The sequence below is a fragment of the Aeromonas sp. FDAARGOS 1418 genome (assembly GCF_019048585.1).
In the GTDB taxonomy this organism is placed as follows: Bacteria; Pseudomonadota; Gammaproteobacteria; order Enterobacterales; family Aeromonadaceae; genus Aeromonas; species Aeromonas caviae.
Genome location: NZ_CP077387.1, coordinates 3,237,295 through 3,264,144 on the forward strand (window position 1 = coordinate 3,237,295; position 26,850 = coordinate 3,264,144).

21 protein-coding genes are annotated in these 26,850 nt (G+C 61.8%); 6 read left to right on the plus strand and 15 right to left on the minus strand.

Features of this window, described 5'->3' with window-relative positions; genetic code table 11:
• Positions 1 to 3: 3 nt before the first annotated feature.
• From ppiD to tig, 6 genes are all read right to left on the minus strand, one after another.
• Positions 4 to 1,917 carry a peptidylprolyl isomerase gene (gene ppiD, locus I6L48_RS15120; RefSeq protein ID WP_216987409.1) on the minus strand — a complete coding sequence of 638 codons (1,914 nt, stop codon included), beginning with the start codon at positions 1,915 to 1,917 and terminating at the stop codon, positions 4 to 6.
• A 149-nt stretch (positions 1,918 to 2,066) separates the two neighbouring features.
• A complete protein-coding gene (hupB, locus tag I6L48_RS15125; protein ID WP_005315375.1) occupies positions 2,067 to 2,339 on the minus strand; it encodes a nucleoid-associated protein HU-beta in 273 nt (90 codons plus the stop codon).
• Positions 2,340 to 2,579: 240 nt separating this feature from the next.
• Positions 2,580 to 4,934 (minus strand): endopeptidase La, encoded by a 2,355-nt coding sequence (lon, locus tag I6L48_RS15130; RefSeq protein ID WP_041215258.1) that lies wholly within the window; start codon positions 4,932 to 4,934, stop codon positions 2,580 to 2,582.
• A gap of 139 nt (positions 4,935 to 5,073) precedes the next feature.
• A complete protein-coding gene (gene clpX, locus I6L48_RS15135) occupies positions 5,074 to 6,348 on the minus strand; it encodes an ATP-dependent protease ATP-binding subunit ClpX (protein ID WP_010674573.1) in 1,275 nt (424 codons plus the stop codon).
• Positions 6,349 to 6,418: 70 nt separating this feature from the next.
• Entirely contained in the window at positions 6,419 to 7,042 is a 624-nt protein-coding gene (gene clpP / locus I6L48_RS15140; protein WP_005324106.1) for an ATP-dependent Clp endopeptidase proteolytic subunit ClpP, read from the minus strand.
• Positions 7,043 to 7,128: 86 nt separating this feature from the next.
• Positions 7,129 to 8,439, minus strand: coding sequence for a trigger factor (tig, locus tag I6L48_RS15145; RefSeq protein WP_010674572.1), 1,311 nt, complete (start codon positions 8,437 to 8,439; stop codon positions 7,129 to 7,131).
• A 430-nt stretch (positions 8,440 to 8,869) separates the two neighbouring features.
• Here tig and I6L48_RS15150 point away from each other — a divergent pair, with 430 nt between their 5' ends.
• Together I6L48_RS15150 and yfbR are read left to right on the plus strand one after the other, a co-directional pair.
• Positions 8,870 to 9,304, plus strand: coding sequence for a YccF domain-containing protein (locus I6L48_RS15150; protein WP_042016081.1), 435 nt, complete (start codon positions 8,870 to 8,872; stop codon positions 9,302 to 9,304).
• A gap of 84 nt (positions 9,305 to 9,388) precedes the next feature.
• A complete protein-coding gene (gene yfbR, locus I6L48_RS15155; protein ID WP_010674569.1) occupies positions 9,389 to 9,979 on the plus strand; it encodes a 5'-deoxynucleotidase in 591 nt (196 codons plus the stop codon).
• A gap of 130 nt (positions 9,980 to 10,109) precedes the next feature.
• On the opposite strand, the gene lolE is transcribed toward yfbR, so the two are convergent.
• Genes lolE through I6L48_RS15170 form a run of 3 tightly spaced genes read right to left on the minus strand, consistent with a single transcriptional unit; the run spans position 10,110 to position 13,325 of the window.
• Positions 10,110 to 11,351, minus strand: coding sequence for a lipoprotein-releasing ABC transporter permease subunit LolE (gene lolE, locus I6L48_RS15160; RefSeq protein WP_216987410.1), 1,242 nt, complete (start codon positions 11,349 to 11,351; stop codon positions 10,110 to 10,112).
• A complete protein-coding gene (lolD, locus tag I6L48_RS15165; RefSeq protein ID WP_010674567.1) occupies positions 11,351 to 12,049 on the minus strand; it encodes a lipoprotein-releasing ABC transporter ATP-binding protein LolD in 699 nt (232 codons plus the stop codon). The genes lolE and lolD overlap by 1 nt, the downstream gene beginning before the upstream one ends.
• A 40-nt stretch (positions 12,050 to 12,089) precedes the next feature.
• The gene (locus I6L48_RS15170; protein WP_216987411.1) at positions 12,090 to 13,325 is read right to left on the minus strand and encodes a lipoprotein-releasing ABC transporter permease subunit; all 1,236 of its coding nucleotides are present in this window, start codon (positions 13,323 to 13,325) and stop codon (positions 12,090 to 12,092) included.
• 76 nt (positions 13,326 to 13,401) lie between these two features.
• On the opposite strand from I6L48_RS15170, the gene I6L48_RS15175 reads away from it, so the two are divergent.
• Both I6L48_RS15175 and mfd read left to right on the plus strand, forming a co-directional pair.
• Positions 13,402 to 13,977 (plus strand): PilZ domain-containing protein, encoded by a 576-nt coding sequence (locus tag I6L48_RS15175; protein ID WP_042863798.1) that lies wholly within the window; start codon positions 13,402 to 13,404, stop codon positions 13,975 to 13,977.
• A gap of 42 nt (positions 13,978 to 14,019) precedes the next feature.
• Positions 14,020 to 17,484: a transcription-repair coupling factor gene (mfd, locus tag I6L48_RS15180; RefSeq protein WP_216987412.1), complete on the plus strand. Its 3,465-nt coding sequence runs from the start codon at positions 14,020 to 14,022 to the stop codon at positions 17,482 to 17,484.
• A gap of 464 nt (positions 17,485 to 17,948) precedes the next feature.
• Here the strand turns inward: mfd and fbp are convergent, their stop codons facing one another.
• Both fbp and I6L48_RS15190 read right to left on the minus strand, forming a co-directional pair.
• Positions 17,949 to 18,983, minus strand: a complete 1,035-nt coding sequence (gene fbp / locus I6L48_RS15185; protein ID WP_029314452.1) for a class 1 fructose-bisphosphatase — start codon at positions 18,981 to 18,983, stop codon at positions 17,949 to 17,951.
• Positions 18,971 to 19,357, minus strand: coding sequence for a hypothetical protein (locus I6L48_RS15190; protein ID WP_180898526.1), 387 nt, complete (start codon positions 19,355 to 19,357; stop codon positions 18,971 to 18,973). The genes fbp and I6L48_RS15190 overlap by 13 nt, the downstream gene beginning before the upstream one ends.
• Between I6L48_RS15190 and I6L48_RS15195 the strand changes: the two genes are divergently transcribed.
• On the plus strand, positions 19,357 to 20,973 hold the full coding sequence (locus tag I6L48_RS15195; protein WP_113070348.1) for a peptide ABC transporter substrate-binding protein: 1,617 nt from the start codon (positions 19,357 to 19,359) through the stop codon (positions 20,971 to 20,973). The genes I6L48_RS15190 and I6L48_RS15195 overlap by 1 nt on opposite strands.
• 50 nt (positions 20,974 to 21,023) lie before the next feature.
• Here the strand turns inward: I6L48_RS15195 and I6L48_RS15200 are convergent, their stop codons facing one another.
• From I6L48_RS15200 to sixA, 3 genes are all read right to left on the minus strand, one after another.
• Positions 21,024 to 21,944 (minus strand): DMT family transporter, encoded by a 921-nt coding sequence (locus tag I6L48_RS15200; protein ID WP_201894137.1) that lies wholly within the window; start codon positions 21,942 to 21,944, stop codon positions 21,024 to 21,026.
• Between the two features lie 185 nt (positions 21,945 to 22,129).
• On the minus strand, positions 22,130 to 22,336 hold the full coding sequence (locus tag I6L48_RS15205; protein WP_005324080.1) for a DUF1107 domain-containing protein: 207 nt from the start codon (positions 22,334 to 22,336) through the stop codon (positions 22,130 to 22,132).
• A 133-nt stretch (positions 22,337 to 22,469) separates the two neighbouring features.
• The gene (gene sixA, locus I6L48_RS15210) at positions 22,470 to 22,937 is read right to left on the minus strand and encodes a phosphohistidine phosphatase SixA (RefSeq protein ID WP_113070349.1); all 468 of its coding nucleotides are present in this window, start codon (positions 22,935 to 22,937) and stop codon (positions 22,470 to 22,472) included.
• Between the two features lie 162 nt (positions 22,938 to 23,099).
• Between sixA and I6L48_RS15215 the strand changes: the two genes are divergently transcribed.
• The gene (locus I6L48_RS15215) at positions 23,100 to 25,874 is read left to right on the plus strand and encodes an insulinase family protein (RefSeq protein ID WP_113070350.1); all 2,775 of its coding nucleotides are present in this window, start codon (positions 23,100 to 23,102) and stop codon (positions 25,872 to 25,874) included.
• Positions 25,875 to 26,158: 284 nt separating this feature from the next.
• Here I6L48_RS15215 and I6L48_RS15220 read toward each other — a convergent pair whose 3' ends face one another.
• Entirely contained in the window at positions 26,159 to 26,806 is a 648-nt protein-coding gene (locus tag I6L48_RS15220; RefSeq protein ID WP_041215264.1) for a thiopurine S-methyltransferase, read from the minus strand.
• Between the last annotated feature and the right edge of the window lie 44 nt (positions 26,807 to 26,850).

Sequence of the window (26,850 nt, forward strand, 5' to 3'; positions counted from 1 at the left end):
GACTTACTCGACAGTGGCTTCCACGTCGGTGAAGTATTCGATCTTGGCCGCCTTGCGCAGCTCGTCGATCAGCGACTTGTAGTCAGCCTGTGCCTTGCCCTGACCCAGCTGACCTTGCAGCAGGCTCACCATCTGGGACGGCTCCTTGATGACGTTGACCTTGTCCAGCGCCACCACCACACGATCACCGTTGGCTTCGGTCACCAGCTCGACGCTCGGCTTGCCATCGGTCGGATGGGGCATGCGGAACGCCTGGGTCACCAGGTTCTGATCCATCTCCTGGGCGAAACGGGATACGCCGGTATGGGTATCCACTTTCAGACCCAGCGCGGTCAGGTCGGCCTGAACGTTCTCACCGGCCTTGAGCTTGTCCAGCAGACCCTGGGCCTTGCCACGGGCCACTTCACTGGCCTTGTCGTGCTTGATGGCGGTGATCACCTGCTCTTTCACCTCGGCAAGCGGCTTGGCCGCCTTCGGCTGGTGACCCATGATGTGCAGCACCAGCGCCTTGCCGTCGGCCAGCTCGATCACGTCGGAGTTGGTATTGTCATCACGCAGCTGTTCGGAGAATGCCACGGAGAGCACCTTGGGATCATTGAGCGGTGCCGGCGCATCGGCTTGGCTGAAATAGCCGGTGGACTGCACCTGGAGGCCCATGGCTTCGGCGGTCAAGTCCAGGGAGTCCGGGTTCTCGAAGCTGCTGTCGGCCATCTTCTGCTGTTCGGCGAAGAACTGCTCCTTGGCCTTCTCAGACTGCAGACGGGCGATGGTATCGCTCATCACGTCCACGAAGGGCTTGGTCTTGGCAGGCTCGACGCCCAGCAGCTTGATGATGTGGAAGCCGAACGGGCTCTTCACCACGGCGGAGAGATCGCCGGCCTTGGCCAGCGCGAACGCGGCTTTCTCGAATGCAGGATCCATCACCCCCTTCTCGAACCAGTCCAGCTCGCCACCCTTCTTGGCGGAGAAGGTGTCGCTGGAGTCGGCCTTGGCCAGCGCGGCGAAATCGTCACCTGCCTTGGCCTTGGCCAGCACGGCCTCGGCTTTCTGCTCGGCGGCCTTTTCATCCTTGCCAAACGGGATCAGGATGTGCGCCACCTGACGGCGCTCGGGACGCTGGAACAGATCCTGATGCTGGTCGTAGTAATCCTGGGCATCCTGCTCGGTGACCTTGATGTTCTTGCCAAGGTTCGCGGCATCGAGCAGCAGATAGTCGACCTTGACCGTCTCGTCGTTCATGAAGCGGCCGCTGTTGGCCTTGTAGAACTGCTCTACCTCGGCATCGCTCACCTCGATCCCGTCCACATAGGCGGAAGCGGCCAGACGGATCAGGCGCAGGTCACGGGTCTGGTTGTAGAGGCGATCCAGTTGCTCGGCTTCACCCTTGAGGGCGAACTCCGATCCCAGCACGGCGCCCATCAATTGCTGGCGCACCATGTCCTGGCGCAGGGAGTCGCGGAACATCTCGGGGGTCATGCCGGCACGGCGAATGAGCTGCAGGTAGCGGTCATTGCTGAACTTGCCGTTCTCGGCAAACTCGGGCATGGCGACGATGGCCTGCTTGATCTGCTCATCGCTGACGCGCAGACCCAGGGAGCGGGCCTTGTCATCGATCAGCGCCTGATCGATCAGACGGTCCAGCACGCCACGGCGGAACTGTTTCATGTAATCGGGATTGGCGGCCAGCTGGTTGAAGGCCTCACCCATTTGGGATTCCATGCGGGCCCGCTCATTGCGGTAGGCATTCTCCAGTGCGGGGGCACTGATGTCATTGCCGTTGACGGTGGCGGGGGCGGTACGTGCCGGGCCATTGAGGTAGCTGCCTACGCCGGCCAAGGCAAAGGAGAGGATGATCAGGCCCAAGATAACCTTGGCTACCTTGCCCTGCGCCCCTTCGCGTAGTTTATCCAACATCATGTTTGTACTTATGCTCCCGAACTCGATGGGCGTAAATAATGAAAAGGCGCACCGATTGCGATGCGCCTTGGTCAAGCAGTATGAGGGAGAGCCCTCTCACTTGTCTGGTCAGAGACCAAGGACGGTGCCGATAGATATCAGCGACCGGCTTAGTTGACCGCGTCTTTCAGGGCCTTGCCGGCTTTGAAGGCAGGAACTTTACCGGCAGCGATTTCGATAGTCGCACCAGTTTGCGGGTTGCGGCCGGAACGGGCTGCACGCTCGCGAACGGCGAAAGTACCGAAACCAACCAGAGCAACCTGGTCACCCTCTTTCAGGGCTTCGCCCACGGCATCGATGAAGGCATCCAGCGCACGGCCAGCGGCAGCTTTGGAGATATCAGCACCGTCTGCAATCTTGTCAATCAGTTGAGATTTATTCACTCTTATATTCCCCTTTTATCGAACATCGCTGCGGCGCTGATTTCCCTGGCCACAACAAGTGGAGGTTTTATAACAAGCCTCCTGATCAGTTGCAAGTGACAATCTGGCGCAAACCCGCGCCACATCACGCATTGCGACTCATCATGAGTACCCGATCGGTGGTCAAGGCTACTTCCGTTGTCCGGTGCATGCAAGCCTTAACCACCCCCCGAATGCGCCAAATTTGCGGCGCATCAACATTTACACGACAGAAACGCGTTCGAAACCTTGCGGATTGTCCTGCAACGCCAGTGCAAGCACCTCATCAATCCAGCGAACAGGATAGATTTCAAGATCTTGTTTGACGTTGGCCGGGATCTCCTCGAGGTCACGTTCGTTCTCTTTCGGGATCAGCACACGCTTGATGCCACCACGGTGGGCCGCCAGCAGTTTCTCCTTGAGACCACCGATGGGCAACACCTCGCCACGCAGGGTGATTTCACCCGTCATGGCCACGTCGGCGCGCACCGGGTTGCCGGTGAGGCTGGAGACCAGGGCGGTACACATGGCGATACCGGCGCTCGGGCCGTCTTTCGGGGTCGCCCCTTCCGGCACGTGCACGTGGATGTCGCGCTTCTCGTAGAAGTCGCCGTTGATACGCAGCTTCTCGGCACGGGCCCGCACCACCGTCATGGCCGCCTGGATGGACTCCTGCATCACGTCACCGAGGGAACCGGTGTAAGTGAGCTTGCCCTTGCCCGGCATGTTGGTGGTCTCGATGGTGAGCAGATCGCCCCCCACTTCGGTCCACGCCAACCCGCACACCTGACCAATCTGGTTCTGGTCGGTAGCCTTGCCATAGTCAAAGCGCTGTACCCCCAGGAACTCCTTGAGGTTCTCCTGGTTGACCTGAACATGCTTGATGCTCTTGTCCAGCAGGATGCGTTTGACTGCCTTGCGACAGATTTTGGAGATTTCACGCTCCAGGCTGCGCACACCCGCCTCGCGGGTGTAGTAGCGGATCACCCCGATCAGCGCCGAATCCTCGATGGTGATCTCGGAAGGCTTCAGGCCGTTGCGCTGGATCTGCTTGGCCACCAGGTGCTGCTTGGCAATGTTGAGCTTCTCGTCCTCGGTGTAACCGGACAGACGGATCACTTCCATCCGGTCCAGCAGCGGACCCGGGATGTTCATGGAGTTGGAGGTGGCCACGAACATCACGTCCGACAGGTCATAATCCACTTCCAGATAGTGATCGTTGAAGCTGCTGTTCTGCTCGGGATCCAGCACCTCCAGCAGGGCGGAAGCGGGATCGCCACGCATGTCCGAGCTCATCTTGTCGATTTCGTCGAGCAGGAACAGCGGGTTCTTCACGCCGACTTTCGCCATCTTCTGAATGAGCTTGCCGGGCATGGAGCCGATATAGGTACGACGGTGACCGCGGATCTCCGCCTCGTCACGCACCCCACCCAGGGCCATGCGCACATACTTGCGGCCGGTGGCCTTGGCGATGGACTGCCCCAGGGAGGTCTTGCCCACCCCGGGAGGCCCGACCAGGCAGAGGATGGGGCCCTTGAGCTTGTTCACACGCGCCTGCACCGCCAGGTATTCGAGGATGCGATCCTTGACCTTGTCCAGGCCATAGTGATCCGCATCCAGCACCTCCTGGGCCTTGCCCAGGTCTTTCTTGACCTTGGAGCGGGTCTTCCAGGGCACCTGCACCATCCAGTCCACATAGCTGCGCACCACGGTGGCTTCCGCCGACATGGGGGACATCATCTTGAGCTTGGCGAGCTCGGCCTGGGCCTTCTCGCGGGCATCCTCCGGCATCCCGGCCTCTTCAATCTTGCGATTGAGGGCTTCGAATTCATCCGGGCTGTCTTCCAGCTCACCCAGCTCTTTCTGGATGGCCTTCATCTGCTCGTTGAGGTAATACTCCCGCTGGCTCTTCTCCATCTGCTTCTTGACCCGGGAGCGGATGCGTTTCTCGACCTGCAACAGGTCGATCTCCGACTCCATCATGGCCATCAGAAACTCGATGCGCTCGGACACGGAGGCGATTTCCAGCACCTTCTGCTTGTCTTCGAGCTTGAGCGGCATGTGGGCAGCCATGGTATCGGCCAGGCGCGCCGCATCGTCGATCGCCGAAATCGAGGTGAGTACCTCGGGCGGGATCTTCTTGTTGAGCTTGATGTAACCTTCGAACTGGCCGATGGCAGAGCGCACCAGCACGTCCTGATCCTTCTCCTCGATGGGGGCGGACGCGATGTACTGGGCCTCCCCGACAAAGAAGTCGCGATCGTCGATCATCCGCTCAAGGCGGGCACGCTGGCCCCCCTCCACCAGCACCTTGACGGTGCCGTCCGGCAGCTTGAGCATCTGCAGAATATTGGCCACTGTCCCGACGGAGAAAATTTCCTCCACCGTCGGTTCGTCAGTCGACGCATCCTTCTGGGCCACCAGCAGGACTTTCTTGTCCTGCTCCATGGCCGCTTCCAGACAGCGAATGGATTTTTCCCGCCCCACAAAGAGTGGAATGACCATGTGGGGATAGACCACCACGTCACGAAGAGGCAGGACGGGAATCTCGATGCGTTCTGAACGCTCTAGGTTCATATATGTCCTCTCGGCTTGTTATACCGTTGGCAAAGGCTTGGCTGAGTATATGGGGGCGCAAAGATGAGATTCAATCGCCTTGGCCGTAAAAAGCATGAAAGGGGCAAAAAGCCCCTTTATGTGATTAAAAATCAGACAGTTACTCTGAGGCTGCGGCCTGAGTCTCGGGATTGTCGTAGATCATCAGGGGCGCGGAGTCTCCCTTGATCACCGTCTCGTCGATCACCACCTTGCTGACCCCTTTCAGAGAGGGCAGGTCATACATGGTGTCGAGCAGCACGGCCTCGACAATGGAACGCAGACCCCGGGCACCGGTTTTACGCTCCATGGCCTTGCGTGCAATGGCATTGAGCGCGTCGTCACGAAACTCCAGCTCAACCTCTTCCAGGGCGAACAGCGCGGCATACTGCTTGGTCAGCGCGTTTTTCGGCTCTTTCAGGATCTGGATGAGGGCAGCCTCGTCAAGCTCGGTCAGGGTCGCGACCACCGGCAGACGACCGATGAACTCGGGGATGAGACCGTACTTGATGAGATCTTCCGGCTCCACCTTGGCAAAATTCTCGCTCAGGGTTGCCTTGGCATTCTTGGATTTCACCTCGGCGCCAAAACCGATGCCGGTGCCCTTGACGGAGCGCTGCTCGATCACCTTGTCCAGCCCCGCGAAGGCACCACCACAGATGAAGAGGATCTTGGAGGTGTCGACCTGCAAAAACTCCTGCTGCGGGTGCTTGCGACCGCCCTGGGGCGGCACGGAGGCGATGGTGCCTTCGATCAGTTTCAGCAGTGCCTGCTGCACCCCTTCCCCGGAGACGTCGCGGGTGATGGAGGGGTTGTCCGACTTGCGGGAGATCTTGTCGATCTCGTCGATGTAGACGATACCGCGCTGGGCCTTCTCCACGTCGTAGTCGCACTTTTGCAGCAACTTCTGGATGATGTTCTCCACGTCCTCGCCCACGTAACCGGCTTCGGTCAGGGTGGTGGCATCGGCCATGGTGAAGGGCACATCCAGCAGACGAGCCAGGGTCTCGGCCAGCAGAGTCTTGCCGCTGCCGGTGGGGCCAATCAACAGGATGTTGGATTTGCCCAGTTCCACGCCACCGGACTCGCTGCCGCTGCGAAGACGCTTGTAGTGGTTGTAGACAGCCACTGCCAGCACCTTCTTGGCGTACTCCTGACCGATCACGTAGTCGTCCAGATGGGCGCGGATTTCATGAGGGGTCGGCAGCTCGCTACCATCGCGCTTGGGAGAGATCTCGCGGATCTCCTCGCGGATGATATCGTTGCACAGCTCGACACACTCATCACATACGTAGACGGAAGGGCCAGCGATCAGCTTGCGCACTTCATGCTGGCTTTTGCCGCAGAAAGAGCAATACAGCAGCTTGTCGCCCTCACCCTTGCGTTTCTCTGTCATTCAGCGACCTCGTTTTATCAATAGAGGATGGATCGTCCTGTTGAGTTTACAACAGGACGGGGTACCCTGCTCAGCCGCGCTGGCTCAGGATGCCGTCAACCAGACCATAGGCAACGGCCTGCTCGGCGGACATGAAGTTGTCACGGTCGGTGTCGCGCTCGATGGTGGCCATGTCCTGACCGGTATGGAACGCCAGACGATCGTTCAGGGTATTCTTGATTTTCAGGATCTCCTGGGCATGGATCTGGATGTCAGAAGCCTGCCCCTGGAAGCCGCCCAGCGGCTGGTGGATCATCACTCGGGCATTGGGCAGGCAGAAACGCTTGCCCTTGGCGCCACCGGCCAGCAGGAAGGCCCCCATGGAGCAGGCCTGCCCCATGCAGACGGTGCTCACGTCCGGCTTGATGAACTGCATGGTGTCATAGATGGACATACCCGCAGTGACGGCGCCACCCGGCGAATTGATGTAGATGCTGATGTCCTGATCCGGGTTCTCGGACTCCAGGAACAGCAGTTGGGCCACCACCAGGTTCGCCATGTGATCCTCGACCTGACCGGTCAGGAAGATCACCCGCTCTTTCAGCAGACGGGAATAGATGTCGTAGGAACGCTCCCCTTTCGCGGTTTGCTCTACCACCATCGGGATGAGCGCATTGCGTGGGGATTCAGTCACATCGTTATAGTTCTTGTACATAAGGCATTGTCCCTAAAATAAAATGGCCCGAGTGGAGATCACACGAGCCATTATACTTAACAGTTTTGACCTTAAGTCAAATGTTCTTAGGCAGCGGCACCGGACTTGTTGATCACTTCGTCGAAGGCAACTTCTTTCTCGGTGACTTGCGCCTTGGACAGGATCAGATCGATGGCTTGATCTTCAATGGCCAGGTTGCGCACGCCGTTCAGCATCTGCTCGTTCTGCTGATAGTACTCGATCACTTCTTTCGGATCTTCGTAGGCAGTGGCCATGGACTCGATGATGCTGGTCACACGGGCGTCGTCAGCCTTGATCTCGTTGGTGCGGATGACGTCACCCAGCAGCAGACCAACGCGGACACGGCGCTCGGCCTGGGCCTGGAACAGCTCGGCCGGCAGCTCGGGGGCGTTGCCGCCCTGGAAGCCACCGAAGCGCTGCAGAGCCTGCTGACGCAGGGTGTCGATTTCCTGGGCAACGGCCGCCTTCGGCAGATCGATCTGGTTGGCTTCAACCAGGCCGTTCAGTACCTGCTCTTTCACGCTGTTTTTCAGGGCCTGGGCCAGTTCGCGCTCCATGTTCTTGCGCACTTCTGCCTTCAGCTCTTCAACGCTGCCGCTCTCGATGCCGAAACGCTTGACGAACTCTTCGGTCAGCTCGGGCAGCACCTGCTCTTCAACCTTGTGCAGCTTGGAGGCAAACTTGGCAGCCTTGCCCTTCAGGGCTTCGGCGTGGTAGTCAGCCGGGAAAGTCACCTCGATGGTGAACTCGTCGCCCGCTTTCTTGCCCAGGATGGCGTCTTCGAAGCCCGGGATCATGCGGCCAGCGCCCAGTTCCAGGGTGAAGCCTTCAGCCTTGCCACCATCGAACTCTTCACCGTCGATGGAACCGACGAAGTCCATGGTCACACGCATGCCGTTGGCGGCAGCCACAGCGGCTTCAGTCCAGGTGGCGTGCTGCTTGCGCAGGGTGTCGATCATGTTTTCCAGGTCGCTGTCCTTCACGGTGGCAACCGGCTTCTCGACCTTGATGCTCTCCAGACCGGCAACTTCGAACTCCGGATACACTTCGAAAGTGGCGGTGAATTCGAAATCCTGACCTTCTTTGATCTCTTTCGGATCCATGGTCGGGGCGCCAGCCGGGCTCAGTTTGTTCTCGATGATGGCCTTGATGAAGTTGTTCTGCATCATTTCATCGGCAACGCGGGCGTGAGCCATGGCACCGAACATCTTCTTGATGATGGCAACCGGAGCCTTGCCAGGACGGAAACCGTCGATGCGACGAGTTTTGGCCAGGCCATTCAATTCTTTGCGCACGGCGGCGTCAACGGTAGCGGCCGGTACAGTGATGGTAAGACGGCGTTCCAGACCCTGGGTTGTCTCTACAGAAACTTGCATTCTTTTACCTCGTTCAACTCAGCACTGCGTGCTGACCCTTTATTGCCCCCGGGCAAGCCCGGAGTCTTCCTGTTTATAAAGACAACGACTGTCTTTGTGATGAGAAAATATGACGCGACATTATAGCGGCGTGCAGTGGTCGCGTCGAGCCGCACATCCCCCATCCGGGGCACAGACAGCACAATTTGCGCAAGACTTTCTCCTATATGGGGAAGCCTTGCACCGAGTTCAAGCGTTCCATCCGCAATAATTTGCACTGGCTCACTCTTTTTCACGGCGAACGGGCCATTTTGATCGCCATCCACCGCCAATCGGGCACAAAAATGGCGTGCTGCGACCCAAATTGTCCACCTTCTCGCCTGTGCCATTGCGTCCCCCGGCCGGGCTCGCTATGGTGACAACCAATTTACGTGCTGCTGGAGTCACCCACATGTCCTTTTTCCGCTTCTTGTTCAATCTGCTCTGGTTCGTGCTGGGAGGCGTCTTCATGGGGCTGGCCTGGTGGCTGGCGGGGCTGCTCTGCTTCATCTCCCTCATCGGGATCCCCTGGGGACGCGCCTGCTTCGTCATCGGCACTTTCACCTTCTTCCCGTTTGGCAAGCAGGCGGTGAGCCGCAAGAGCATGACGGGCCAGAGCGACATCGGCACCGGTGCCCTGGGACTGATTGGCAACATTCTCTGGTTTGTGCTCATCGGGGTCTGGCTGGCCATCGGCCACATCGCCTCGGCGCTGGCCTGTTTCGTCACCATCGTCGGCATCCCGTTCGGCATCCAGCACCTCAAGCTGGCCCTCATCAGCCTTGCCCCCATCGGCCAGATGATAGTGACCAACCACGAGGCCGAATCGGGCCGCTACATCCGCTGACGGCCCATCTCAGGCTATCCTTGCGGGTGGAAAAAAGGGCAGACTAGGGTCTGCCCTTTTTCATTGCCCCATTCGAGGTCTTCCATGCTGCCCAGCCATTTTTTTGCCAACCTCGCCCGTATGCGCCTCATCTACCGCTGGCCCCTGATGCGCAACATCCAGCCCGAAAACATCGCCGAGCACAGCCTGCAGGTCGCCATGGTGGCCCACGCCCTCGGCCTTATCAGCAATCGCCTGTTCGGCGCTCAGGTGGATGCAGACCGGGCCGCCGTCATGGCGCTCTACCACGACAGCAGCGAGGTGCTGACCGGGGATCTGCCCACCCCGGTCAAGTACTTCAATCCCGAAATCGCCCGCGAATACAAGAAGATTGAGCTTGCCGCCGAGCAGCGCCTGCTGGGCATGTTGCCGCCTGAGCTGGTCGAGGACTTTCGCCCCCTGCTCGACTCCGGCGCCCAGGACGAGGCCCTCACCAGCCTGGTGAAGGATGCAGACACCCTCTGCGCCTACACCAAGTGTCTGGAGGAGCTGAGCGTCGGCAACCGGGAGTTCGAGCCCGCGCGAAAGCGCCTCGAGCAGATGCTGGACGCCAGGATGAACCCCGCCATGCGCTACTTCATCGATGTCTTCGTGGGGAGTTTTTCACTGCCTCTCGATGAGTTGAATGCCCATTGATGCCACCAACACGGCACCAGGCATCATCTCCTCCTGCGTATTACCTCGATAACCGCCACGTCGGGGGTGTCCCCACAAAAGAGTGACAATAAAAAGGGCCCCGCAGGGCCCTTTATCACATCCATGGGCATCAATGCCCCAGTTCCCGGGACGGCACCAGGCCGCTCGCCCGCCAGGCGGGATAGAGGGTCGCCACCAGGCTCATCAGGATGGCGGCGCCGGTCACGATGAGCAAGTCCTGCATGTGCAGCTCGGTCGGCAGGAAGTCGATGAAGTAGATGTCGGGATTGAGGAAACGGTGCCCGATCACCCCTTCGATGGCGCTCAGGATCTGGGTCAGCTTGCTGGAGAGCAGGCCGCCCAGCAGGGCGCCTAGCAAGGCTCCCGCCACCCCGTTCACCATCCCCTGGATGACGAAGGTAAGCCGGATCTGGCCCGGGCTCGCCCCCATGGTCTTCAAGATGGCGATCTCGCTGCGTTTCTCGTTCACCGCCATCACCAGGGTGGAGACGATGTTGAAGCAGGCCACCGCCACCACCATCAGCATCACCACGTACATCACGGTGCGCACCATCTGGATGTCCTGATAGAGATAGCCCTGACGGCTCATCCAGCTACTGATATAGACGTAGTGCGGGAATTTCTGGGCCGCCGCCACCGTGATGGACTGGGCCTTGAGCACGTCGTTCACCTTGAGGCTGAACCCCTCCACCGCGCTGCCCATGCCGGTGATGGCCTGGGCGTCCGCCAGGTGCATGAAGCCGAGCAGGCCGTCGAGCTGGCCGCCGATCTCGAGCAGCCCCACCACGGTGAGCGCCTCCCGTTTCGGGTTCTTGATGCCGGCGGCATCCCCCGCCTGGGGCAGCAGCAGGGTGACGGTGTCCCCTGTCTTGACCCCCAGCTTGTCGGCGATGATCTTGCCGAGGATGACCCCGTGTTCACCCGCCTGCAGCTCGCGAAGGCCCCGACCCGTCATGAAGTTGCCCGCATCGGAGAGATTGGCTTCCAGCTCCGGCAGCACCGCACGCAGCTGGACCCCCTTGAGGGCGGAGCCGTGCTCCAACAGGCCGTCCAGGCGAATGACGGGGGCAGCCGCCGCCACCCCGGGCTGGGTCAGCAGGTAGTCCCTGAGCCTCGGCCAGTCAGGCAGCGGCGCTTCCATGCCGATGAGCTCGCCGTGGGGGACCACGGAGAGCACCCGGTTCTTGAGCTCCCGCTCGAACCCGTTCATGGCGGAGAGGCCAAGAATGAGGGCCATCACCCCGAGGGCGATCCCGATGAGGGAGGAGGCCGAGATAAAGGCGATGAAACCGTTGCGACGGCGGGAGCGGCTGTAACGCAGGCCCAGGAACAGGGGCAGCGGCTTGAACATCAGGCGACCTCCGCCATGATGCCGCTCACCAGGGTGACCCGGCGGTGGAGCTTGGCGGCCAGGCTCAAGTCATGGGTCACCACCACGAACGCGGTGCCAAGCTCGCGATTGAGCTCGCACAAGAGCTCATAGACGGCGGTGGCGCTGGCATGATCCAGGTTGCCGGTGGGCTCGTCCGCCAGCACCAGGCTGGGTTCGTTGACCAGGGCACGGGCGATGGCCACCCGCTGGCGCTCACCACCGGAGAGCTCGGACGGTCTGTGGTTGAGACGGTGGGAGAGCCCCACCCGCCCCAGCATCTTGCTCGCCTTCTCGGTGGCGCTGGCCACCGACTCACCGGCGATCAGCAGCGGCATGGCCGCATTTTCCAGCGCGCTGAATTCCGAGAGCAGGTGGTGGAACTGGTAGACGAAGCCCAGCTCCTGGTTGCGAAACCTCGCCTGGGTGCGGCTGTCCCAGCCATGGATGTCCTGCCCCTTGAACAGCACGGCGCCGCTGGAAGGGTTGTCCAGCGCCCCCATCAGGTGCAGCAGGGTGGTCTTGCCGGAGCCCGAGCTCCCCACCACCGCCAGCATCTCCCCGGGGGCGACGTCCAGCTCGATCCCCTTGAGTACCTGGGTCTCCAGATTGCCCTCTTTGTAGACATGGTTGAGGGCCTGGCAGCGCAGCAGCGGCTCGCAGGAGACGGATTGATTCATAACGGGGGCTCCACTTGCACCAGTAACAACAGAAGATGAATTATTCATAACGCAGCGCCTCCGCCGGTTTGACCCGGGCCGCGCGGGAGGCCGGGTAGAGGGTGGCACTGAAGCTGAGCAGCACGGCGCCCAGCAAAATGGTCATGACCTGGGCCGGCTCGACGATGACCGGCAGACCGCTGCCCCCCGCCGCCATATAGAGGTTGAGCCCAAGGGCATTGAGCAGAGGATTGAGGCCGAAGCAGAGCGCCAGCCCCGCCAGCCCCCCGAACAGGGCGCCGATGACGCCGCTCGACGCCCCCAGCACCATGAAGATCTTGACGATGCCGGATTCGCTCATGCCCATGGTACGCAGGATGGCCACCTCCCCTTCCTTGTCGGTGACCACCATCACCAGAGCGGAGAGGATGTTGAAGGTGGCAACCGCGATGATCAGCACCAGCATCAGCCCCATCATCCGTTTTTCCATGGCCACCGCCTGGAACAGCTCGCCGCGCTCGCGGCGCCAGTCCTGCCACTCCAGCCCGTCCGGCAACGCGGCCTTCACCACCTCGTCGGCGGCGAAGGGATCGTCCAGCCAGAGGCGGATGCCGCCCACCTTGTCTGCGGGCAGGCGCAGCATGCGCTGGGCATCCCCCAGGGCAATCAGGGCCACCTGGCTGTCCACGTCAGCGCCGACCCCGAAGATGCCGGAGACGGTGAAAAGACGCTGGGCCGGCACCCGGCCAAAGGGGGTAAAGCGGGTACCTTCGGTCAGGATGAGACGCACCTGGTCCCCGATAGAGACCTTGAGGCGGCTGGCCACCCCCTGCCCCAGCACGATGTGGTATTCACCGGCCTGCAGGCTGTCAAGGCGCCCTCCCAGCATCTGGGCGTGCAGGATGTCATCCTTGGGCCAGCGGGCGGGATCGATCCCCTGCACGCTCACGCCGGTGAGCTGACCCGGGCTTTGCAGCATGCCTTCGCTGTCGAGCATGGGGGCCGTGGCCACCACGTGGGGCAAGCGGGCCAGATCGGGCAGACCTTCGGGCTCGGCCTCGATGCGTCCGGCCTGATTGGTCACCACCACATGGGGGATCACCCCGAGGATGCGCCCCTTGAGCTGGCCTTCGAACCCGTTCATCACCGAGATCACCACCATCAGGGCGGCGACCCCGATGGCGATGCCAAAGGTGGAGAACAGGGAGATAAAGGAGACGAAGCGGTTACTGCGTCGCGAGCCTGCATAACGCAGGCCGATGGCCAGCGACAGTGGCTGAAAAAGTCCGGTCTTCAAGGATATCTACGTTGCCAACGAAATAAGATACCGGATAATAAAGGGAAACCGTCTATGACAACAAGGGATAGCCTCCATGCAGGAACAGTTCTTCAGCGTCACCCATGCCACGCCGGTCAATGTGATCCCCATGCCGGCCGACTTTCGTCTGCCGACGCTGGAGGCCCTGGAGGCCGAGTTGCCCGAGCCGTTTCGCATCGCCTCCGCCATCACCTCCATCGATCTGGTGAGCAGCCGGTTGCTGCGCAGCCAGAACGAGTCCATGCACGATCTGGTGGAGATCATCAATCAGCAGTCCCGCAAGATTGACATGATCATGGGCTATGTGCTGGCGGCCCAGGATCACCCCGAGCACCGCTTCCACACCCTGCGCTTTGGCGCCGGGCAGCTCACCTACCTGCACCCCCACCAGGGGCACGGGGAGGCCCCCGCCCTGCACCAGATAGTGCGGCTCAAGATCTTCCTGCGGGAAGAGGCCTCCGCCGTCTACTGCTACGGCGAGGTCGTGCAGCGGGACGCCGGAGAGCATGGCACCCACGTGGTGCTCGACTACGTGCGCATCCGCGAGGATGACCGGGAGCTGCTGGTGCGCGCCAGCCTGCATGTGCAGTCGAAACAGCTCAAGCTGCGTGCCCAGGAACGTCAGCGCTAACCCAGGTCCATGTCAAAAGAACGCCAACAGTAAAAGACTCCGATGATGCCAATGACCCTCCCCGCCTTGCCCGCCAAAGCGGGCCAGAAGACAACGTTCGGCCAGCTGGTCGGCAGCAGCCTGGCTCTGGTTGCCGCCCGCCTCACCCGGGAAGCCCGAAGACCCGTCCTGCTGGTCACCGCCGATACCCCGAGCGCCCTGCGCCTTGAACAGGAACTGGGGTTCCTGCTGGCGGTTCAGGATTGCCCGGTGCTGCTGTTCCCGGACTGGGAGACCCTGCCCTACGACAGCTTCTCTCCCCACCAGGACATCATCTCCCAGCGCCTCGAGACCCTCTACCAGTTGCCGCAGATGCGCCACGGCGTGCTCATCGTGCCCATCTCCACCCTGATGCTGCGCACGGCGCCCCAGGCTTATCTCGACAAATACAGCCTGATGGTCACAAGCGGCCAGCGCCTCAACCTGCAGCAGCTGCGCGGGCGTCTGGCGCAGGCGGGCTACGTGCCGGTGGAACAGGTGCTGGAGCATGGCGAATTCGCCGCCCGCGGCTCCCTGCTGGATCTCTTTCCCATGGGGAGCAGCCGCCCCTATCGCATTGATTTTTTTGACGACGAGGTGGACTCCATCCGCCCGTTCGACCCCGAGACCCAGCGCTCCAGCGAGCCGGTGAAGTCGGTGAGCCTCCTGCCCGCCCGGGAATTTCCCACCGACGAGGGGGCCATCGAGCTGTTTCGTGGCCAGTATCGCGAACAGTTCGAGATCTCCCGCGCCGAGGGCTCCGTCTATCAGGAGGTGAGCAAGGGGCGCTGGCCCGCCGGCATCGAATACTACCTGCCGCTCTTCTTCAACCAGACCGCCAGCCTGTTTGACTACCTGCCAGGCAACACCCTGCTGCTCACCGTGGGGGAGATCTACCCCGCAGCCCAGCGCTTCTGGAACGACATCGGCCAGCGCTATGAAGACAGGCGCTGGGACAACACCCGTCCCCTGCTGCCGCCCCAGCAGATCTATCTGCCGGTGGAGCAGCTCTTCGCCGCCCTCGGGGACTATGGCGCCGTGCGTCTGCAGGAGGCGACCGTTGACGGCGGAGCGGGTCAGCAGGATCTGCCCCTCGCCCCCCTGCCGGATCTGCAGCTCGACCACAGCAAGGAGCAACCCCTGCTGGCCCTTGACGGCTTCCTGCAAGGCTTTGCCGGGCGCACCCTGTTTGCGGTGGAGTCCGAGGGGCGGCGCGAGGGGCTCGGGGATCTGCTCGCACGGATCAACCTGCAACCCCGGGAGTTTGCCTCCCTCGACGCCTTCCTCTCGAGCGATGCGCGCCACGGGCTGCTGGTCTGTCCCCTGGAGCGGGGCTTCCTGCTGCAAGAGCCCGGCCAGACGCCCCTTGCCCTCATCACCGAGGCCGAGCTGCTCGGCGGCAAGATCCGCAGCAAACGCCAGCGGGACAAGAGCAAAAACCTGAGCTCGGATGCGGTGATCCGAAACCTGGGCGAGCTGACCCAGGGCCAGCCGGTGGTGCACCTGGATCACGGGGTCGGTCGCTATCTGGGGCTCGAGACCATCGATGCCGGCGGCCTGCCCACCGAGTTTCTGACCCTGGAATACGCCGGCGGCGACAAGCTGTTCGTGCCGGTCACCAGTTTGCACCTGATCAGCCGCTACACCGGCTCCGACAACCCGCCCAGCCACAAGCTCGGCGGCGAGGCCTGGGTCAAGGCGCGGCGCAAGGCGGCCGAGAAGGTGCGGGACGTGGCGGCCGAGCTGCTGGATGTCTATGCCATGCGGGCAGCCCGTCACGGCTTTGCCTTCAAACACGACCGGGAGGCCTACCGCCAGTTTGCCGCGAGCTTCCCGTTCGAGGAGACCGAGGATCAGCTCAATGCCATCAACGCCGTGCTCGGCGACATGTGTCAGGCCAAGAGCATGGACCGCCTGGTGTGCGGCGACGTGGGCTTTGGCAAGACCGAAGTGGCGATGCGGGCGGCCTTTGTGGCCGTGCACGGCGGCAAGCAGGTGGCCGTGCTGGTGCCCACCACCCTCCTGGCCCAGCAGCACTACGACAACTTCCGCGACCGCTTCGCCAACTGGCCGGTGCGGGTGGAGGTGCTGAGCCGCTTCCGCTCCGCCAAGGAGCAGAGCGCCGTGATGAAGGAGATGGCCGAGGGCAAGGTGGACATCATCATCGGCACCCACAAGCTGCTCGGCGCCGAGCTCACCTTCAAGGATCTGGGCCTGCTCATCGTCGACGAGGAGCACCGCTTCGGGGTGCGCCAGAAGGAGAAGATCAAGGCGCTGCGCGCCGACGTGGATATCCTCACCCTCACCGCGACCCCCATTCCCCGCACCCTCAACATGGCCATGTCCGGCATGCGGGATCTCTCCATCATCGCCACCCCGCCCGCCAAGCGGCTCGCCATCAAGACCTTCGTGCGCCAGCACGAACCGGCGGTGGTGCGCGAGGCGGTACTGCGGGAATTGAAGCGCGGCGGCCAGGTCTACTACCTGCACAACGACGTGGAGAGCATCGAGAAGTGCGCCGCCGATCTTGCCGAGCTGGTACCGGAGGCGCGCATTGGCATCGCCCACGGCCAGATGCGCGAGCGGGAGCTCGAGCGGGTGATGTCGGACTTCTACCACCAGCGCTTCAACCTGCTGGTGTGCACCACCATCATCGAGACCGGCATCGACGTGCCGAGCGCCAACACCATCATCATGGACCGGGCGGATCACTTAGGATTGGCCCAGTTGCACCAGCTGCGGGGCCGGGTCGGGCGCTCCCACCACCAGGCCTATGCCTACCTGCTCACCCCCCATCCCAAGCTGATGACCAAGGATGCGGCCAAGCGGCTCGAGGCCATAGCGTCCCTCGAAGATCTCGGCGCCGGCTTTGCGCTCGCCACCCACGATCTGGAGATCCGGGGCGCGGGCGAGCTGCTGGGCGACGATCAGAGCGGCCAAATTGAATCGGTGGGCTTCACCCTCTACATGGAGATGCTGGAGCAGGCGGTGGAGGCGCTCAAACATGGCAAGGAGCCGTCGCTGGAGCAGCTCATGAGCCAGCACACCGAGGTGGAGCTGCGCCTGCCCGCCTTGCTCCCGGACGACTACATCCCGGACGTCAACATGCGCCTCTCCATGTACAAGCGCATCGCCAGTGCCGCCGACGAGCAGGAGCTGCGCGAACTCAAAGTGGAGCTCATCGATCGTTTCGGCCTGTTGCCTGAGGCGACCAAAACGCTGATGGAGCTGGCCGCCTTCCGCCAGCGCGCCACTTTGCTCGGCATTCGCCGGGTGGAGATGAGCGAGCGCGGCGGCTATCTGGACTTTACCCAGGAAACCCGCGTCAACCCGGCCTATCTGGTCAAGCTGCTCTCGGAGCAGCCGCGCATCTACAAGATGGACGGGCCGACCCGGCTGCGCTTCCAGGTACCGACCCAGGACAGGGCCATGCGCCTCAAACTGGTGGACGGCCTGCTGGCGGATCTCGCCCGCCATGCCACCCCCTGAGGGGAAGCATGACGTCAGCAGGGCGCGACCTGCCGTCTATAACAACGGGAGCCCCAGGGCTCCCGTTTCGTTGCTGGCAAGGGGCGGCATCTCGCCCCCGGCCCCCCTTCTTGCCTCTCGATGCCTCGGTTCGCCCTCCTGGCAGCACCATTTTGCCGCCGAATCCATCTATTTATGCGATACATTGAGTCACAGCCCATCTGAAAAACAGATGGATGTGGGGATGATTGTGGGTAAAAAACGGGTTCCACGCGCCTCGATAGCCCCGCAGATGGACCGTGCCGTATTCATCCCGCCCACGTATCCAGACCCGGTATTCCGGCAAGGGTGCCACCAGCCATTGCACCGCGACCGCCGAGGCGCCGCGTCAGTCCGTCAGCATATCAACCTGGCTACACCCGCCTGCACGCCAATAAAAACGGGAGCCTTGACGGCTCCCGTGACGAAGGGACGCTGGCCCGGGCTCAGCCCTGGTTGGCCGGATCCTCGTGGGCGGAGAACTCCCGCATGAAGGCCTCGGCCCGCTCCACCATCCTGGTGGACCCGACGAAGTAGGGGGTCCGCTGGTGCAGAGCGGTAGGCTGGATGTCCATGATGCGGCCAAAGCCGTCGGACGCCTTGCCACCGGCCTGCTCCACCAGGAAGGCCATGGGGTTGCACTCATAGAGCAGGCGCAGCTTGCCGTTCGGGGAGTTGGTGCCGGACGGGTAGATGTAGATGCCCCCCTTGAGCAGGTTGCGGTGGAAATCCGACACCAGGGAGCCGATGTAGCGGGAGGTATAGGGCCTGTGAGTCGCCTCGTCACGCTCCTGGCAGTATTTGAGGTACTTCTTCACACCGTCCGGGAACTTGATGTAGTTGCCCTCGTTGATGGAGTAGATCTTGCCCTCCTCCGGAATGCGGATGTTCTCGTGGGAGAGGCAGAAGCAGCCGATGGAGGGGTCATAGGTGAAGCCGTTGACCCCAAAGCCGGTGGTGTAGACCAGCATGGTGGAGGAGCCATAGACCACGTAGCCCGCCGCGACCTGACGGTGACCCGGCTGCAGGAAGTCCTCCAGAGTGACCCCGGCGCCCGGTTTGCTGACCCGGCGATAGATGGAGAAGATGGTCCCGACCGAGACGTTGACGTCGATGTTGGAGGAGCCGTCGAGGGGGTCTATCAGCACCACGTACTTGGAGTGACGAGAGAGCTCGGAATCGAAGGAGACGAAGTCCTCCTCCTCCTCAGAGGCCATGCCGCACACCTCGCCACGGGCCTCCAGCGCCGCCTTGAAGCGCTCGTTGGCATAGACGTCCAGCTTCTGCTGCACCTCGCCCTGCACGTTTTCGGCGCCGATGGAACCGATGATGTCCGCCAGACCCGCCTTGTTGATCTCCCGGTTCACCACCTTGGCGGCCAGGCGGATGGAGCTGAGCAAGGAGGTCAGCTCGCCGGTCGCGGTCGGGTAGTCCGCCTGCTTTTTGACGATGAACTCGCCCATGGTGATCATGTTTCGCATTCTTGTTCCTTTAAGATCGTTTCCGTTGGCCGTTGAAAACGTTTGCAAGTATCGGCAAAAAAAGTGCCGATCCCCGGCAGCGTTGTTTTGTAACCCAATGTAACGCCTGTTTTTTGTTTTTGCAGCGAATTAAGCCGTTCTTTAAATCGCCAGAAAGCCGCGCCACCACGGGCTTTCGCCGTGAAACAAGGGTGCCATCCGGCCTCTTTTGGGGGGTTAATTCGTGACAAGAATGCATCCGGGCCGACGCGGCTGCCCGCCTTGCTCCCCCTGACGCCCGGCAATGTTGCACCAGAGGCGCCCCTCTTGAGATCTGCCCCCCAATCCCGCACACTGGCTGCGCTTTGGAAGCAAAAAAACATAAGGATATTCAATGAAAAAGTCGCTTATCGCCGGGGCGGTTACCGCTCTGCTCACCCTCCCCGTCCTCGCCGCCCAGGTGCCTGAAGGCACCCAGCTTCTGCCAGCCGCCCAGCAAGTGTTCGTGCGCAACATCGGTACCGAGCCTGCCTCCATCGATCCCCAGATGGTGGAAGAGAGCGCGGGCAGCGACGTCGTCAACGATCTGTTCGAGGGGCTCTATACCCTGGATGGCAACGGCAAGCTGCAGGCGGCGGGCGCCCTTGGCTACGAGCTCGATGCCACGGGCACCGTCTACACCTTCAAGCTCAGACCCGATGCCAAATGGTCCAACGGCGAGCCGGTGACGGCGGCGGACTACGTCTATGGCTGGCAGCGGGCGGCGGATCCCAAGAACGCCTCCAACTACGCCTGGTTCATCGAGCTGACCGGCGTCGCCAATGCCAGCGACGTGGTGCAGGGCAAGCAGAGCCCGGATGCCCTGGGGATCAAGGCGCTCGATGACTACACCCTGCAGATCACCCTGAAAAACCCGGTCCCCTTCTTCCTCAAGACCCTCTCCCACTACACCACCTTCCCGGCGCCCAAGGCCACCATCGAGAAGTTCGGTCATGAGTGGGTCAAACCGGCCAACATCGTCTCCAACGGCGCCTTCGCCCTCAAGGAGTGGACCCCGAACGAGCGCCTCATCGCCGAGCGCAACCCCCACTACTGGGACAACGAGCACACCGTGCTGAACAAGGTGATCTATCTGGAGATCGTCTCCGATACCGCGGCCTACAACCGCTATCGTGCGAGCGAGCTGCACTACACCACCTATCCCCTGGAGCAGTATCAGCAGATCAAGCGCCAGAGCCCGGAGGAGCTGGTGAGCGCCCCCATGCTCGCCACCTACTACTACGTCTTCAACACCCAGCGCAAACCCTTTGACGACGTCAGGGTGCGCAAGGCACTCTCTCTTGCCATCGACCGGGACACCATCACGGAGAAGATCCTGGGACAGGGGCAGCTCTCCGCCTTCAGCCTGACCCCGCCGAGCGTGGACGGCTTCGAGCTCAAACGCCCCGCCAGCGAGCTGATGAGCAAGGAAGAGCGCATCAAGCAGGCCAAGGCGCTGCTTGGCGAGGCGGGTTACGGCCCGGACAAGCCGCTGACGGTGGACATCCTCTACAACACCAACGAGGGGCACAAGAAGATAGCACTCGCCATCTCCTCCATGTGGAAGCACAACCTGGGGGTCAAGGCGGAGCTCAACAACATGGAGTGGAAGACCATGGTGTCGGCCCTGAACGAGGGTGACTTCGGGGTGAGCCGCTACTCCTGGAACGGAGACTACAACGATGCCTCCACCTTCCTCGACATCATGACCTCCAGCAGCAGCGCCAACAGCGGCAAGTGGTTCAACAAGGAGTACGACGCCCTCCTGGCCAAGGCCCATGACGCCAAGGACCCCGCCGAGCGCAACCGCCTCTATCAGCAGGCCGAGGTGCTGATCGACGAGGAGGCCCCCATCGCGCCTGTCTACTTCTACGTGAAATCACGGCTGCTCAAACCCAACGTCAAGGGCTACCCCTACCAGAACCCGCAAGACCTGGTCTATGCCAAGGATCTCTATCTGACGGCGCAGTGACGCTGGGCACCGAACCAAAAAGACCGCCTCGAGGGCGGTCTTTTTTTATCCTACTTCTCCTGACAGCCCGCCACCGCGAGCCGGGCGCGTCTTCGCACCGTCACGGGCCTCACCAGCAACTGCGCCAGCAACACCCCCATCAGGGTCATGCCGCCACCGATGAGGTGATAGCTGGTGAGCCGCTCCCCGAGCCAGCTGATGGCAAGAGCGGCCGTCATGACCGGCAACAGGTTCATGAAGATGGCGGTGCGGCTCGCCCCGAGCAGGGCAATGCCCTGCATCCAGAGCCAGGGCGAGAGGGCCGAGGTCGGGATCCCCGCATAGAGGATGAGCCAGAGGGCGCTGCCATCGGGCCAGTGCCCGTCCACCAGCAGATAGAAGGGGGTGAGGAACAGGAGGCTGCACAGCACCTGACCGTAGAGCATGGACCAGTTGTCCAGCCCCAGATCCCAGCGCTTGAGCAGCACGCTGTAGAGCGCATAGGTGGCCGCCGAGAGCAGCATGTAAACGGAACCGATATGGATGCCCTGGGTCAGCAGCCGGACCGGATCCCCCTGCCCCAACAAAATCGCCAGCCCCAGAATGGAGATGGCGCCTCCCAGCAGCGCCCCCCAGGTGGGCCGCTCGCGCAGCAACCAGATGCTGAGCAGCACTGTCATCAAGGGGGTCAGCCCCATCATCAGGCCAATCTCGGTGGCCCCCAGGGTCTGGGCCGCGTAATAGCCAAAGGTCTGGTTCAAGACCATGCCGAGCAGGGCCAGCATCGCCAGCTTAGAGAAACCGGCCCGCAGCTTGCGGCGCTCGCGCCAGGCCCGGTGAGCCAGAAACGGGGTCAGCACCAGGGCCGCCACCATCCAGCGCGACCAGGCGAGCGCCGCAGGAGACAACACCCCGACCGCCAGCTTGCTGACGATGCCATTGCCGGCCCAGATGGCCATGCAGGAGAAGGGAAACAGGAAGGCAAGGGGCATCGCTATATCCAGAATAAAAAGGCGGGTATTGCGCGCGAGTATAGAGAGGCAATCAGGATAAGCAAGCCTGCCAACGCAGGAAGAAGCGCCATGACGCGAACGGTTGGCGCCGCGCCCAGGCGCCATCAACAATCATGCCCGCACAGGGGCGGGCATGAGGGGGACCAGGGTCAGCCTGAGGCGCCTCAGGCGGCATCCATGTGGAGCCTTGAAATCAGTTCATTGACCTCGAGCACCGTCTGGCGATGGGGAATATCGGCTTGCAATGGCATCATCAGCAAGCCCGACTGGAAATCGAAGCGCCCCCTGCCGTGGATGTAAATCCGCCCCTTGAAGAAGGTTTTGACATGTTTTGCCACCATCAGTGGCAGGTACTTCTTGAACACTCTCATCGTTTGCAACCTCTTGAAGTTGTATCCGTATGACAGCAGCTTATGCGAAATAATTCCGTTAAATTTATATAAAAAACCGGAAAAATCGACTCTCTCTTCCCCAAAAAACCAAACTGTAACTTATTATTAACTTTTACCGTATTGTATGCGGTCCTTCCAGCCAGAGCAAGACTCCTTTGCCATCTTGCCATTCGATGCAGGCCAGCCCGGACGTCGCGAACATGGGGGCCCCTGCCGCCGGGCAGAGACTCTGGACCAGATACCCCACCAGCGGCAGGTGGCTGACCATCAGGATGTTGTCATGCTCCGCCGCCAGCGCAGTGAGGTAGCTCGCCACGAAAGCCGGGGCCCCATAGGGGGTGATGTCGCCGCTCTCCTCGACCTTGAGGGCCTTGGGCAACTCGGGGGCGATGGCCTGCCAGGTCTGTCTGGCACGCAGGTAGTTGCTGTGGATCACCAGGTTCAGGGAGCCTGCCAATTGGGGAGCCAGCCAGCCCGCCATGTGGATGGACTCTTCGATGCCTTGCTCGGTCAGTGGACGCTGTTCATCAGTCTTTGCGTTCATGCCAGCCTGGCCATGACGCATGATGTAGATTTTCATTACAACCTCGCCCAGGGGGCCTGTTTAAATAGCGGGGGAATCTTACCCCGCCATGCCGGGGGAAACAATTGCGCCACCTCTCAGAAAAGGGTTTGCCTCGCAAGATAGCGGGGTCGATAATCATGTTTAAATTCAAATAAATTCACCGCGAGCCCCTCCCCAATGAGCCCATATGCCAGTCCCAATGACCATCGGCGGTATCACTATCTGGAGCTGGCAAACCGGCTCAGGGTCTTGCTGATCAGTGATCCCGAGACCGACAAGTCCGCCGCCTCACTGGCGGTGAATACCGGCCACTTCGACGATCCAGCCGATCGCCAGGGCATGGCCCATTTCCTCGAGCATATGCTGTTTCTCGGTACCCGCACCTACCCCAAACCCGGTGAGTACCAGCAATTCATGAGCCGTCACGGGGGCAGCAACAACGCCTGGACCGGCACCGAGTTCACCAACTTCTTCTTCGACATCGACAACGGCTTCTTCGAGGCGGGGCTCGACCGGTTCTCCCAGTTCTTCATCTGCCCCACCTTTGCACCGGAGTGGGTCGACAAGGAGCGCAACGCGGTGGACTCCGAGTACCGCCTCAAGCTGCAGGACGACGTGCGCCGCAGCTACCAGGTGCACAAGGAGACGGTCAATCCGGACCACCCCTTCTCCAAATTCTCGGTGGGCAACCTCGACACCCTGGCGGATCTCCCCGGCCGGGATCTGCGCTCGGACCTCATTGCGTTCTACGAAACCCACTACAGTGCGGATCGCATGGCGCTGGTCATGCTTTCACCGGCACCCATCGAGACCCAGCTGGCCTGGTGTGATCGCTTCTTTGGTGCCATTCCGGATCGCCGCCTCGGGCCTCCGGTACTGAGCCATCCTCTCTACCGGCTCGATGATCTCGGCATTCGCATCCAGCTGACCCCGGTCAAGGAGACACGCAAGCTGGCGCTGACCTTCCCGCTGCCGTGCGTGGATGAGTATTACGACAAAAAACCCCTCACCTTCCTGAGCCACCTCATCGGCTATGAGGGGGAAGGCAGCCTGCTCTCTCTGCTCAAGGGGCGAGGCTGGGTCAATCAGCTCGCCGCCGGCGGCGGCATCAGCGGCGCCAACTTCAAGGACTTTGGCGTGAGCTTTGGCCTCACCCCCCTTGGGCTTGAGCATGTAGACGAGATCATCGCCGCCCTGTTTGGCTATCTGAAGCTCATCGAGCGGGGTGGGGTGCAGGCCTGGCGCTATGAGGAGAAGCGCAGCGTGCTGGAATCCGCCTTCCGCTTCCAGGAGCGGGGACGGGCCCTCGACACCGTCTCCGGCCTCGTGCTCAACCTGTTCAGCTACGGGCCGGACGACCTGCTCTACGGCGACTACATGATGCGCGAGTTCGATGAGCCGCTGATCCGGCGCTTCCTCGCCAAGCTGACCCCCCACAATCTGCGAGTGACCATCCAGGCCCCGGAAGTGAGCACGGATCGCCTCGCCCGCTGGTACCAGACCCCCTACAGCGTCCAGAGCATCAGCGAGGCCGAGAAGATCCGCTGGCAGCAGAGTGAACCGGATCCCGCCCTGCACCTGCCGGCGCCCAACCCCTTCATCAGCACCCGCCTCGACGCCCGTCTGCCGGCGCTGCCCGCCGACATGCCGTCCTGCCTCATCGACAGGCCCGGTTTCCGGCTCTGGCACCTGCACGAGCATCAGTTCAGCGTGCCCAAGGGCAGCCTTTACATCTCCGTCGACAGCGAACATGCGGTCAAGAGCCCGCGTCACATCGCCATGGCGCGTCTGGCCGTGGAACTGCTCACGGATCACCTCAACGCCCTCACCTACCCGGCGGAGCTCGCGGGCCTTGGCTACCAGATTTATGCCCATCAGGGGGGCTTTACCATCAACCTCAGCGGTTTTGCCGACAAGCAACCGCTGCTGCTCGACATGATCCTCGGCAACCGCACCCTGGGGTATCCGGATCCGGCCCGCTTTAGCGAGATCAAGGAGCAGCTTATCCGCAACTGGGAGAACCAGTCCAAGACCCGCCCCATCTCCCAGTTGTTCAACCAGCTCACCAGTTTGCTGCAACCCAACAACCCGCCCTTCGAGCAGCTGTTGCGCCACCTGCGCACCGTCGAACTCGGGGAGATGCCCGGCTTCGTCTCCGAGCTCTTTGCCAGGGTGCATCTGGAGGCCCTGGTACATGGAGACTGGACGGCCGCCGAGGCCCTCGAACTCGCGGCCCTGCTGGAGCGCCACCTCGGTGCCAACAGCCAGCCCAGCGCCGAGACCCGCCGCCCCCTCATCTCCATCCAGGACAGAGGCACCCTCATTCGCGAACAGGGGTGCGATCACGAGGACTCGGCGCTGCTGGTCTACTACCAGTCGCGCACCACCCGGGCGCGGGATCTCGCCTGCTTCACCCTGGCCAACCACATCATGTCATCCACCTTCTTCCACGAGCTGCGCACCCGCCAGCAGCTCGGTTACGTGGTGGGAGCCGGCAACCTGCCCCTCAACCGCCATCCCGGTCTCATCTTCTATATCCAGTCGCCGGTAGCGGGGCCGCAGATCCTGCTGGATGCGGTGGAGGAGTTCATCGATCTCTTCCCGCTCGCCATGCTGGAGTTCACCGAGCAGCAGTGGCAGGAGAGCAAGGCGGGGTTGCAGGCCCAGCTCAGCGAGCGGGATGCCAACCTGCGCAGCCGCGGCCAGCGGCTCTGGGTCAGCATCGGCAACAAGGATCTGGGTTTTGATCAGCGCGAACGGGTACGCGAGGAGGTGGGCAGGCTCAGCCGTGCCGATCTGGTGCGCTTTATCACCCAGCTGAGATCCCGTACCTCGGATCGCCTCATCCTCTGCAGCTATGGCCTGGGCCACGAGCACGACGAGCGGATCACCGGCCAGTTTGTCGACGATCCCAGGGCATTTCGGCTCAACGCCGCCACCTTTGAAGGCTGACCTCCCCTGTTGGCAACGCGCAGGCAATAAAAAGCCGACCCCGTGGGGTCGGCTGGAAAAACCATAATCAATTGCGACCAGAGCCGCCAAAAGTGAACATGAGCGTGAAAATCAGACACTGGGTTGATGTTCGACCGGCGTTCAAACCAGAGCTCACCGGTCGGCACCAGCAGTGATTGAGAAACAGCCTCATCTTAGGCATTTCCCTGATTATCCACGTTGATCTATGTCAAAGGAGGTAAAACAAGCGCCACTTCCCTCGTTGGCAGCGGCCTCGCGCCCTCTCAGCCCCGGCGGATCAGCCGGTAAGCCACCTCGTCGAAATAGGAGAGCTGCCCCGAGAGCACCCTGGGGTGATCCAGCTCAGCCCCCCGGCCCAGCACCTCGACACCAAAGTCGCGCTCAAACAGGGTGCGCACCTCCATCTCCCCCACCGAGAACGGCGGCTGTTGCTGCTGCTCGGGCTGATATTCGAGGGTCACCAGCAACACCTGCCCCCCCGCCTCCACCAGGCGGCTCATCAGGGCGGCATACTGGCGGCGCATGGCGCCCGGCAAGGCGATGAGGGCCGCCCTGTCATAGACCAGGCGATAACGCTGACCAAGCTCCGGGGCGGCGAAGAAGTCCCCCTGATAGATGCGCAGATCGGCGTGCCGGTGGCACTGATAGGGACCCACCTCGCTTCTCTCTGCACTCAGGTTGTTCTCGTCAAAAAACTGGGTGATGGCGAGCTCGGAGAGCTCGAAGCCATCCACCGGATGCCCCTGTTCACGCAGCCAGAGCATGTCCCGGGACTTGCCGCAAAGGGGCACCAGCACGGGGTCGCTCCCTTGCTGGGCCGACCACCAGGATTGCAGCCAGCGGTTGAAATCTGCCTGATGAAAGCCAATCCGGTTCTCTTTCCACTTCTGGTGCCAAAATGCCGCTTCCATCATCTTCCTCTCGTCATCTGCAATGGTGCATCACTATCACAACT

Bases quoted from the DNA above. Each gene is read 5' to 3' on its own strand.
- sixA (WP_113070349.1), bottom strand. From the start codon at position 22,937: ATGAAAATCTACATCATGCGTCATGGCCAGGCTGGCATGAACGCAAAG.
- mfd (WP_216987412.1), top strand. From the start codon at position 14,020: ATGATGCCAATGACCCTCCCCGCCTTGCCCGCCAAAGCGGGCCAGAAG.
- I6L48_RS15220 (WP_041215264.1), bottom strand. From the start codon at position 26,806: ATGGAAGCGGCATTTTGGCACCAGAAGTGGAAAGAGAACCGGATTGGC.
- clpP (WP_005324106.1), bottom strand. From the start codon at position 7,042: ATGTACAAGAACTATAACGATGTGACTGAATCCCCACGCAATGCGCTC.
- clpX (WP_010674573.1), bottom strand. From the start codon at position 6,348: ATGACAGAGAAACGCAAGGGTGAGGGCGACAAGCTGCTGTATTGCTCT.
- fbp (WP_029314452.1), bottom strand. From the start codon at position 18,983: ATGCGAAACATGATCACCATGGGCGAGTTCATCGTCAAAAAGCAGGCG.
- I6L48_RS15195 (WP_113070348.1), top strand. From the start codon at position 19,357: ATGAAAAAGTCGCTTATCGCCGGGGCGGTTACCGCTCTGCTCACCCTC.
- lolE (WP_216987410.1), bottom strand. From the start codon at position 11,351: ATGTTCAAGCCGCTGCCCCTGTTCCTGGGCCTGCGTTACAGCCGCTCC.
- I6L48_RS15175 (WP_042863798.1), top strand. From the start codon at position 13,402: ATGCAGGAACAGTTCTTCAGCGTCACCCATGCCACGCCGGTCAATGTG.
- ppiD (WP_216987409.1), bottom strand. From the start codon at position 1,917: ATGATGTTGGATAAACTACGCGAAGGGGCGCAGGGCAAGGTAGCCAAG.
- yfbR (WP_010674569.1), top strand. From the start codon at position 9,389: ATGCTGCCCAGCCATTTTTTTGCCAACCTCGCCCGTATGCGCCTCATC.
- tig (WP_010674572.1), bottom strand. From the start codon at position 8,439: ATGCAAGTTTCTGTAGAGACAACCCAGGGTCTGGAACGCCGTCTTACC.
- I6L48_RS15215 (WP_113070350.1), top strand. From the start codon at position 23,100: ATGAGCCCATATGCCAGTCCCAATGACCATCGGCGGTATCACTATCTG.
- I6L48_RS15150 (WP_042016081.1), top strand. From the start codon at position 8,870: ATGTCCTTTTTCCGCTTCTTGTTCAATCTGCTCTGGTTCGTGCTGGGA.
- lon (WP_041215258.1), bottom strand. From the start codon at position 4,934: ATGAACCTAGAGCGTTCAGAACGCATCGAGATTCCCGTCCTGCCTCTT.
- I6L48_RS15200 (WP_201894137.1), bottom strand. From the start codon at position 21,944: ATGCCCCTTGCCTTCCTGTTTCCCTTCTCCTGCATGGCCATCTGGGCC.
- I6L48_RS15205 (WP_005324080.1), bottom strand. From the start codon at position 22,336: ATGAGAGTGTTCAAGAAGTACCTGCCACTGATGGTGGCAAAACATGTC.
- lolD (WP_010674567.1), bottom strand. From the start codon at position 12,049: ATGAATCAATCCGTCTCCTGCGAGCCGCTGCTGCGCTGCCAGGCCCTC.